Below are 9,366 nucleotides of genomic sequence, written 5' to 3' on the forward strand. Positions count from 1 at the left end.
TCAGCTGAGGTTGGCGTCGATGTAGGCGCTGAGACGGCTATCGGCGTCGGATGAGCCCTCGAGTGCATAGAAGCGCACGTCCAACGCATTCAGGGTCTCGTCAAGGCCGCCGGTATCGATCCTGTCGGCCCGGTCGTCGGGGTCATCAGGATAGGGATCTCCAAGAAGTTCCATGGCCTCGCGAAGGAGGTTGGCCCAATCCTGCCCCAGCAGCTCCGGCAGGGCTGCGAGGGCCTCGGCTGCAGAGTCGCCACCCCAATAGCGAAAGTAGGCGTCGAACCCGCCCGCGTTGACCTCTTGGCGTAGGTCACAGACGGCCAGCACCTGCCGCTGGGCTGCGGTCGGTGCGGAACGGTTGCCTTCGCCGAGTTGCGCGTACAGATCCCAGACGTCCGTTGCCATGAGCAGGACTCTACGGGCGACATTGGCGCACATCCGCACATCGGATCCGTGCGTTCACCGGGTCCTTCACGTGGTCGCCAGGCTTCTGGGCTGTTGCGGATCAGTTGGCGGACAGGTGTCGCGGATCTGGCGGATCACATGCGCTGGCCTGGACCTCCTCTGTCGAGTGGTGTGCGACTTCGTCCGCCAGGCGAACTCCGACATTGCAGAGGCGTCGCGGCATGTGCGGATCGTGGTACGGCAGCCCGACGTCGCGGAGCCTCGTTGTCCGGGGAGTAGCCGCTCAGGGCCTTCCGCCCACGCGCTCCCCGACCTCCGGCTCTACCGGCGGTTCAGCCACTGGATCAGGCTAGGAGTGCACTTAGGGGCAGTCATGACCTCGACCATGCAGGATCAGTCTTCAGTTCAGTCCCCTCGCGGCGGCTGGGCTTCGCGCATCCTTGATCGCGACATGTTGGCCCACCCTGGCGATCGTCGCGATGTGGGTGGCCGTGCTGTTCGTCGGCGTCTATGGGGGCGATGCGACCTTCCACGGCGTCGATTCGAGCTTCAGCAGCGTTCCCTCGGAGGTCTTTGTCGCGCTGTTCGGCGCGATCGGCACCGGCTCCGTCGCCAAGCGAGTGTTCGGGCGCAAGCCAGAGTAATGCCGGACACCGAGCGGCAAGCGCTCGTGATTCAAAGAGCCGCCACCCCTCGACCGCACATCGACAGTTCCGAACTTCGCGTTCCGCGGCAGATGCGGGCGCGTCGGCTCGTCCATGATTGACCGAGCACGCCGCGATCAGCGCACGCATCTGTTGACGTTTGGGCCAGGCTGCGGAAAGGGTGCGGTGGTGGAGTTCGACGTCGTCCGGCGGGCGTTGCCCCGCTCGTCCCGGTCTGGTTGTGGCTCTGCCATGGTCCGTGTCCCGAACTCGTCAGCGGTGATCTCGACGTTGCCTGGCGGCAAGCTGTACGTCTGCGAGCCGCTCACCGGCGACCTGCGCGCAGGCGTGCGCCTGGCCGGAGATTTGCGCGATGTCGTCTTCGACGCCGAGACCGACGGGGCGGCCTGGGCGCTGGCCACGTTCGGTCTGTGCCGGATCGACGTCGGGTCGTTGACGAAGATCGGCGACGACATTCGCCAGGGCATCGGGAAGTACCAGTGGCGGATGGTCGCGCTGTCGGACGAGGTACTTGGTATCTCGGCCTATCACGGCCGGTCCATGGTCCTCGTCTCGCGGCGCGACGGCACGGTGATCAAGAGGCTCCGGATGGGTGCACCTGAGCTGGTCCACCGACTAGGCGATGGCCGGCACCGCTGCTGGTCCTTCCACCACGCGGTCGCGACCGACCTGGACCTGCGGTCACGACGCAGCGTCGCACGGCACCGGCTGCCGTACGGGAAAGGGCCGCGCGTGATCGGGGCTCAAGTCGTGGCGCTGTGTGGTGAGCGCGAGGACACGCCGTTTCCCAATGTCTGGAACATCGATGCCACGCACGTGATCGCCTTCGATGTGGACACACTCGCGGCCGTACGGCGTGCCGAGGCACCCGAGCACAGCATCGAGGTTCTCGGAGCGGACGCCGCAGGCCGGATCGTGATCGCGGCTCGGCGCACGATCAGCGTGCTGAGCCCGGTGACGCTCGAAGTCGAGGGCACGTACGACCATGACGCCGATCTCGGCGGCGCTCTACTGATCGCAGAGGACAACCTCGTTGTGATCCGAGACCCTGTACATCTCGCCGACAGCTACAGCGTCGTCCGGTGGCCGTGAACGAGTGATCCTGAGCTGGTCAGAAGGCTATTGGCAACCGGTAGCCCCGGACATGCCGATAGACCAGTTGCCTAGAGATGCTGCTCGTTAGGAACCGTTGGAATCATGGCGGAGCGTGTCAATTGAGCCGCCGGGCGCCCAATTCGCTGTGGTAATCTCAAACCTCGCAGGCGCGGGTTAAACCCCGGTCGTAGGGCGCAACGGCATGCACGCCGAAAGGGCAAGGCCCACCTACTTCAAGACCGAAGAGGGAGCGCCATGCCCAAGCTCGAAACCTACAAGAAACAGGCGAAACTGCTCGTTCGCTGGCACCGCGAAGGCAACTTCTCGATTGGCGGTCGCATCCGACAGCTCGAGCGCTATCGCACGTTGTCCGACCACGAAGCACTCGCGCTGAAGTTTCCCCTGACCGAGGCCCAAGAGATCATCGCCCTCGAAGCGGGCTGCGCCAACTGGGCCGAACTCAAGGCGAACACGGAAGCGGCCCCGCCCACCAGCGAGCAGCCGGAGACTCAGGACACGCCGGTCGCGAGCGCCAAACCGGTGCTGTACGTCGCCGACGTCGATGCCTCGGCCAAGTTCTATCGGGACCAGCTCGGCTTCCGCATCGACTTCGTGCACGGCAACCCGCCGTTCTACGGATCGGTGTCGCGCGACGGCGCGACCTTGCACCTGAAGCACGTAGACGAACCGGTGTTCGCGGCCGGCGCCGTGGAACGAGAAGGGCTCATCATGGCGTTCGTCAATACGCCAAAGGTGCGCGAGCTTTACACCGAATATCTGGCCGCCGACGCCCAGATCGTGCAGAAGCTGACCAAACAAGCCTGGGGCGGCACCGACTTCATCGTGCGCGACCCAGACGGCAACGCGATCGCCTTCGTCGGCTGAGGCCCGCCGCAGCGGAGGCACAATCGGTTGCGGTCAACCACAACCTCAAGAACCCAACCGACACCTCTGACAGTTCGATCTCCATAGTTGCCCCGTCCCCCTTACTGCTGCCAACCAACGTCAGCGCTGGTCAGGGCACGCGGATCGCGCGCAGATCCGGCCGTTTGCTGTGGTGACGAAACGTCCGGTACATGGCTACTGCAATACGTCGAGAACGTCTTCGATGGTGAGGTGACCGGCATCGACGAGCTTGTCGCCGAAGGAGCGCGCACGGTCTGCGCCGGATCTCGTGGCGAGGTCGCGAAGCATCTTCTGAAAGCGCCGACGGTTCCAACCGTCGGGGTCATCGTCGTAGACACTCAACTCTCGTAACCATCGGCTCAGCGCAGTAGCCATGTCCGCGTCCGACACCAGGTACTCGGAGGCAGCTCCGGCCCGATGCCGGGGATTGTCCACTGACGCGTCGACGACGAGGTCCATAGCGTGCAGGTAAAGGAGGGCCTGAAGCACGAGCTCTTCGCCCATGAAGTCGGCCTGCACCCACGTGTCGGCCCATTCCGACGCCTCGGTGCGCGTACGACGCCGCGCAACGACGTCCTCCCACCAGGCCTGCACCTCAGCGCGGGTCGGCTCGTGCTGACTGGTTGCCGGGGTCACAGCCATCGGGTGAGTCTCGCAGAGCCGGCGCTCGAACCTCGCTGGCTGGGACCACGTCACCCGCGGCACTTCCGGTGACACACTCGCCGCACCCACTATCGAGGACCCGGATGGCCCTGCCGAACCTACGATCAGACGATGCGGGATCAGCACGAGACAGTCTGGTTGTTCCACGGAGACGGAGCGCGGCATGCCAGCGGCGTGTTCAGCACCCAAGAGGACGCCATGGCTTGGATCGCACTACACCGGCTTTCCGGCCTGCTCACCGAGTACCCCCTTGGCGTCGGGGCATACGACGACGCGGTTGCCCAGGGTTGGTTCAGGCCCAGTCGACCGCACCACGGTCGGCGAGTGCCTCTCCAACGATTTGCTTGGCGCGATCCTATGGATCGCCGGCGGGGCGTGACACAGGCTCCGGATGGCCCGCTGTTTCCGCAGCTGTGGTGTCGAGCCTGCCGAGCCTGCACGCGATCGCGCCTACGCCGCTGGGTGCGCCGGTCTTCGGATTCACCGCGTCGGGCTAAGACGCACTCGACTGGTGGCGTCGGCAGCGCGAGGCTCAAGCAGCGACGGGCTATTGGCCGGTCCTGATGGGTCACCGAGATGCTGAGTACTTGGCGAACTCGTACCAGTACGCCGACCCGGCCGGCGGCATCGCGCTGGCCGACACCTTGGACGGCAACAGCATTCTCACCGCTCGAGGTGCCGAAAGATCGCGGATCCACGGACCGGAACTCACGGCCGCAACGCTCGCGGAGTTGCGCGGGGAAGGCGATTGGCTCGATCGGGCGCGTCGACCCGGTTTCCGCCTACCTGTGCCAATGACCACCGCTCGGGGCAGGTCAGCGAACGACCGGTTTGTGATCGACGAACACGCGCTCAGCGACGCGAACGATGAAGGCGAAGCCCCACGTGCCGATGACCGGGAGGTCTCGTGCCTCGTCTGCGGTGGCGGCGCGGACCATCCGGCCGTCGCGGTAGAGCCCGACCGTTCCGCCCATCCGGTGAGATACCCCGGACAGCGCGCCGTCTCGGTCGACCGGCGGGGAACGGTGACCGAGGATCGCCCCGCCGTTCTCACCAATCATCTTGATGTGGCCGAAGCCCCATGTGAGGAGTTGACTGTCGTCGGCCGCGTTGGGCGAGGGCAGTTCGTCGCCAACCCAGTCGAGCAGACCCGCGACGAACGTTCGGCTGTTGATCGCATAGTGAGGTGCTTCCTGAGCGGTAGGAAGTGCGACCACAAGGCCACAGGCGAATCGGCCGTCTCGCAGAGGTATGCCCCAGATGTGGCCAGGAAAGAGGTGCGCGTTGGACTTGGGTACGTACGGGTACGTAGGAGGTCGCGCGGCCATGGCGTGATTATGAATGCCTGCTGCCGCACCTGCCCCGTCCCCTAATGATTGGGTAACAGGTTCCGGGGCGGCTGTTGCCGTCTTGCCGTCCCTTGGCCGCCGATGAGCGGGCCGGGAGCATCAGGTGTCGATGGTGTTGTGGGGCGGATCGGCCTCGACCTCGCGCAGAGCCTCAAGGAAGTAGACCTGGTAAGGCGAGCATTTTCGCCGAATTGCATCGGCCATGGACTGTGTCCAGGGGTTCAATACCACGCCGACGTCGCCTGGCCGAGCCGCAAGGAACTCGACTCCCTTGACTGCGTCATAGACGGCGAGATCGAGTGCAACTCGCTGCCGCTGGGCGGATACGACGGCGTCGTGCTGTCGATCGATGGGAGCCCCAATGGTTTGTTCGGAGTCGTTTCGGTCGCGCACAGCTCGTTCTCGGAGGAACTTCACTGGGTGGCGAAGGGGCCACCATGGTTCTACGACAGTGCGCGCGATCTCGAGCAGGGACGACTGTGGCCAGATGACTCCGTCCGCAGCCAACGCCTGACGAAGCACTTCGGCGGCCTCGGTGACGCTTGGCCTCGGTCGGGCGCGGCGGAGGGCGGCGAAAGCGACGTCAAAATGATCGAGCCCAGCCGCTTCACGGTTGTCGGTCAACGCTTCACTCCGCTCAGTAAACCCATCCATCCCACTGTGGCAGAGCGGCCCATGTGGGTCATCCGCCTGGACCATCCCGGCCTGCACTCATGCGCACAGTCTGAAGGGCCAGGCCGGGTTGTGGTGTGCCGCCCGGCGCACAGATCGACGAGATGGTCCCAATTCCGGTGCGACCACATGCGTAGCGGGATGCCGGGGATAGGCCTGCGGATTTGCGGCTTGTGCGCCCGACAACGTTGACCCGGCGCGCCTACCATCGACTCGTGAAGGTGGCTGATCGTGCACGCCAGGCCGGGACTGCGTCGCTGTCGGCACGCGATTGGAAGCAGTTCGTCGAAGATCCAAGTCCGAGCGTACGTCGCGCACTGGCTGCGCGCAGGGATGTGCCGAGTTGGGTGCTCGACCGCTTGGCCGGCGACGGTGATCGTCGGACCAGGCAGGCAGTGGTCGACAATCCAGGTTGTCCACCCGAATTGCTGCTTGCCTGCCTGGGAGACGCAGATCGCCAGATTCGGTGGGCTGCTGTTCAGCATCCGAACGCCGACCGAGCTGTTCGAGAATCCGCGGTTCGGTCACCTGACCGGGAGGCCAGATGGGCTGCGGCCCAACTGCGTGAGCTGGAACCCGATCTGATCCAGGCCGTCATTGCAGACACTGACTGGCAGGTGCGCGAGCAACTGGCGATAAGCACACACAGCGCGAGTGTCTTGGAGGCGCTCATGCAGGACCCAGATGCGCGTGTGCGCGGCGAGGTTGCTCTCAACGAGCTGGCAACAGAAACCCAATTGTGGAGACTTGCCGAGGACTCCAGCGCCGCGGCCCGGGCCAAGGTCGCCGCTCGTGACGTGCTTCCACAGGTTGTTCAACGCCGGCTCGCAGAGGACCGATCAGGGACGGTTCGATGGTGGCTCTGTGTCTCGCATGACAGAGATATTGCCCTGATGAGAAAGATGAGCGCCGACCCGGACGAACTGGTCGCCAGCCATGCAATGACCGCCCTTGAGGAGCTCACTCGCCACAGTTGACTCCACAGCGAATCCCGCCGGAGCAATTCACGCCATTCTCGGGCACGCTGACCCCCGTACGACGAAGGTCATCTACGTCGACGTGGCCGAGGAATTGCAGCGCGATGCCGAGGACAAGCCCGGGTTTCTCTTCGAGCAACGGGAGGGTGACGTTGGTGTACGGCTACCGTTTGGACATGACCGCTGATCCGCCCTGGCTGGTCGCCGTAGCCACTCTGTCTCTCGCGGCTGTCAGCTGGTGGGCACCGATCCGCGAGATGGAGGCTCCGTGGCCAGCGATGGTGGGCTTCTACGGTGGATTCTTCGGTGCCGCAATCGCGGGCGATGCTGGGCACTGGCTGCTGGCACAGCTTGGTCTCGCGGTGGCGGTCGTAGCAACTGCGTGGCTCGTAGCGCGATGGTGGGTGGCCAGGCGGCGCGTGAAGTTCGGAGACGGTTCCGCGAGACACCGCCGGTCACGCCCTGGAGAACTCTAAGTCCTGACGCGGAATCTCGCCCGCGGCTCCCCCTTGCGTCTTCGGCAGCGCACCGTCACTCAAGGAACTCTCGCCAGAACGGGACAGTCGCCTGCGGCTGCCATTCTGGCTCCGAGCGGTCGAGGCCCGGCCCGGCCGAGAACTCTTGGTAGACGTAGTCCAGCAGGTTTACCCCGTAGAAGATGATGTCGGCCTGGTGCATGGAGAGCACGGGGTGGCCGGAGGTGCCGCGCCCGGCCGGTAGGTACCGGTGGGAGTACACCGGCACCAGGTTCGGAACCGTGGCAAGGTGCTCCCGCGCCCGCTCGACGGCGGCTGTGCGATCGGTTGGACGCTCACTCCACCTGCGGTGCCAGTAGCCGTTGTGTTCCACATCGAAGAGGACGCCTCCAATCGGCCGGGCGAGCTTCTCGCGCAGTGTCTCCGGGTCGTCGTTCCTCCAGTCCGGCCAGTTGCGGCTGCCGACCGGCACGCCGACGCTGAGGAAGGCACGGTGGTCGTCGGCGAACTCAAACCCGTACTGCTGCTCGATCCGGTCGAACTCGGCGGGGGTCAGCCCGGGCTGGATGTCTCGACGCCGCGCGGCGAGGCGACGTGCTGCTTCCACACCCAGCGCCACACCGGTGATCTGAGTCATTGGGTGAGGCTACTGCTGAACCAATGGCGTAATCCGGGTCGAGCACGGTTTGCACCGCGTTGACGGCGAGCTGCAGCTCGGCCAGGTCAAAACCGACGGCTCCGTTCGGGAGGTCCCAGTACCGAAGTCACTGCTGCCGATCCTGCTCGCCCACCGACAGGCACAGGAAGCCGAGCGCGCCGGCCACCTCGCACAGCTGGCCGGACCCGCCAAGAAGAGTGAGCGAGCGGCGGTCGAGGCATGGGACAAGGGACACATGTTCACGACCACGCTCGGTACGCCGATCGAGCCGCGGAACGTGAACCGCCACTTCGACACGCTGTGGCGTCAAGTCCGGCGTACGGCGAAGGTCATCTACGTCGACGTGGCCGAGGAGCTGCAACGCGGGGCCGTGGACAAGCTGGCGTTCCTGTTCGAGGAGCCGGTGCGGTGACGTTGGGGTCAATCTTTGGGGTCAGCAGCCGCCCTCTCTGCCGTTGCCTCCGGACACACAAAAGCCCAGGTCAGAGGGTGTCTGCCTGGGCTTTCGATTTGCGCGCTCGGAGGGATTCGAACCCCCAACCTTCTGATCCGTAGTCAGATGCTCTATCCGTTGAGCTACGAGCGCTGGACAACGTCGAGTAACGATACATGGCGGGGGCGGGTGGATGCCAATCGGCTCTCGCAACGAGGTCGTGACGGTGGTGGGGTGCGGCGTGGCGGGGGGTGGGGAGGTGGCGGCTCTACGATCCGCGGATGGGTATTGAGGACTTGCTCGGTGGGCGGGATCTGGGGGACGTGAAGAAGGCCGTCGGGTTCGTGATGGAGAACTCGGACGACTTCCAGAAGGTGCTGGATCTGGTGCGCGGGCTGCCGGACGACGCGGTCGGGTTTCTCGGGAAGCTGCCGGAGTTGCTGAAGACGATCGGGGCGGGGCTCGGGGAGGCCGGTGAGCAGGCGGCGAAGGCGGCCGGGGCGCTCGTCGGCGAGGACGGGGAGGGCGGGGCGCGGAAGGCGCTGACCGGGAGCGCGACCACGATGAGCGCGGCCAAGGACCGGCTGCACGATGCGGCCGGGATGCTCGCGGGACTCGCGGGTGAGCTGGACAAGATCCCCGGGATCGGCGACGCGGCGGCGAAGAAGCTGAACGACGGGAGCGGCCAGATCGGCGGCGTCGCGACCGAGATCGAGAGCCTGGCCGGCAACCTGCAGGACCTGTCCGGCATCCTCGCGACGGTCGGCGAGGCCCTGAACGGTCTCGGTACGAAGCTCACCGAGTCCGGCGGCTCGGTCAAAACACTGCTCGCCTGAGGTCCGGGAACACCCGGCGGTGTCTGACGACAAGCAATAGCCTGTTCCCAGACACCGTCGCGTGTCTCGTGACGGAACCGCGACACGGCGGTCTTGCGCGCGTGGGAGGACCCTCGCGTGGTTAGGGTCGCGGGCATGGCTAGGTCGTGTCTGTTAATTGGTGATGCGGTGGTGGGTGACTATGGCGGCGAGGAGTACGCCACCGAGGTAGGTGAGGGCGTACTTGTCGTAGCG

11 protein-coding genes and 1 tRNA gene are annotated in these 9,366 nt (G+C 65.4%); 6 read left to right on the forward strand and 6 right to left on the reverse strand.

Going from position 1 to position 9,366, the window contains the following annotated elements; translation table 11 throughout:
* Positions 1-402, reverse strand: coding sequence for a DUF4375 domain-containing protein (locus AB0I12_RS38980; protein ID WP_359940292.1), 402 nt, complete (start codon positions 400-402; stop codon positions 1-3).
* A 485-nt stretch (positions 403-887) separates the two neighbouring features.
* Here AB0I12_RS38980 and AB0I12_RS38985 point away from each other — a divergent pair, with 485 nt between their 5' ends.
* The 3 genes from AB0I12_RS38985 (at position 888) to AB0I12_RS38995 (ending at position 3,047) form a co-directional block, all read left to right on the forward strand.
* On the forward strand, positions 888-1,046 hold the full coding sequence (locus AB0I12_RS38985; protein WP_359940295.1) for a hypothetical protein: 159 nt from the start codon (positions 888-890) through the stop codon (positions 1,044-1,046).
* 189 nt (positions 1,047-1,235) lie between these two features.
* On the forward strand, positions 1,236-2,159 hold the full coding sequence (locus tag AB0I12_RS38990; RefSeq protein ID WP_359940298.1) for a hypothetical protein: 924 nt from the start codon (positions 1,236-1,238) through the stop codon (positions 2,157-2,159).
* A gap of 258 nt (positions 2,160-2,417) precedes the next feature.
* Entirely contained in the window at positions 2,418-3,047 is a 630-nt protein-coding gene (locus tag AB0I12_RS38995) for a glyoxalase superfamily protein (RefSeq protein WP_359940301.1), read from the forward strand.
* A 195-nt stretch (positions 3,048-3,242) separates the two neighbouring features.
* Here AB0I12_RS38995 and AB0I12_RS39000 read toward each other — a convergent pair whose 3' ends face one another.
* The 3 genes from AB0I12_RS39000 to AB0I12_RS39010 form a co-directional block, all read right to left on the reverse strand.
* Complete coding sequence (locus AB0I12_RS39000; RefSeq protein WP_359940304.1) at positions 3,243-3,710, reverse strand: hypothetical protein; 468 nt, start codon at positions 3,708-3,710, stop codon at positions 3,243-3,245.
* Between the two features lie 836 nt (positions 3,711-4,546).
* Positions 4,547-5,059 carry a hypothetical protein gene (locus tag AB0I12_RS39005; RefSeq protein ID WP_359940307.1) on the reverse strand — a complete coding sequence of 171 codons (513 nt, stop codon included), beginning with the start codon at positions 5,057-5,059 and terminating at the stop codon, positions 4,547-4,549.
* Between the two features lie 120 nt (positions 5,060-5,179).
* On the reverse strand, positions 5,180-5,704 hold the full coding sequence (locus AB0I12_RS39010) for a hypothetical protein (protein ID WP_359940310.1): 525 nt from the start codon (positions 5,702-5,704) through the stop codon (positions 5,180-5,182).
* A gap of 263 nt (positions 5,705-5,967) precedes the next feature.
* On the opposite strand from AB0I12_RS39010, the gene AB0I12_RS39015 reads away from it, so the two are divergent.
* Positions 5,968-6,729 (forward strand): hypothetical protein, encoded by a 762-nt coding sequence (locus tag AB0I12_RS39015; RefSeq protein WP_359940313.1) that lies wholly within the window; start codon positions 5,968-5,970, stop codon positions 6,727-6,729.
* A 531-nt stretch (positions 6,730-7,260) separates the two neighbouring features.
* Here the strand turns inward: AB0I12_RS39015 and AB0I12_RS39020 are convergent.
* Positions 7,261-7,824, reverse strand: a complete 564-nt coding sequence (locus AB0I12_RS39020; RefSeq protein ID WP_359940315.1) for a hypothetical protein — start codon at positions 7,822-7,824, stop codon at positions 7,261-7,263.
* Positions 7,825-7,891: 67 nt separating this feature from the next.
* Here AB0I12_RS39020 and AB0I12_RS39025 point away from each other — a divergent pair, with 67 nt between their 5' ends.
* Positions 7,892-8,275, forward strand: coding sequence for a hypothetical protein (locus tag AB0I12_RS39025; RefSeq protein WP_359940318.1), 384 nt, complete (start codon positions 7,892-7,894; stop codon positions 8,273-8,275).
* Positions 8,276-8,376: 101 nt separating this feature from the next.
* On the opposite strand, the gene AB0I12_RS39030 is transcribed toward AB0I12_RS39025, so the two are convergent.
* Positions 8,377-8,449: transfer RNA gene (locus AB0I12_RS39030), tRNA-Arg, on the reverse strand.
* 128 nt (positions 8,450-8,577) lie between these two features.
* Here AB0I12_RS39030 and AB0I12_RS39035 point away from each other — a divergent pair.
* Entirely contained in the window at positions 8,578-9,132 is a 555-nt protein-coding gene (locus AB0I12_RS39035) for a hypothetical protein (protein WP_359940321.1), read from the forward strand.
* The last annotated feature ends 234 nt before the right edge of the window (positions 9,133-9,366 follow it).

Source organism: Kribbella sp. NPDC050459 (assembly GCF_040655315.1).
Taxonomy (GTDB): domain Bacteria; phylum Actinomycetota; class Actinomycetes; order Propionibacteriales; family Kribbellaceae; genus Kribbella.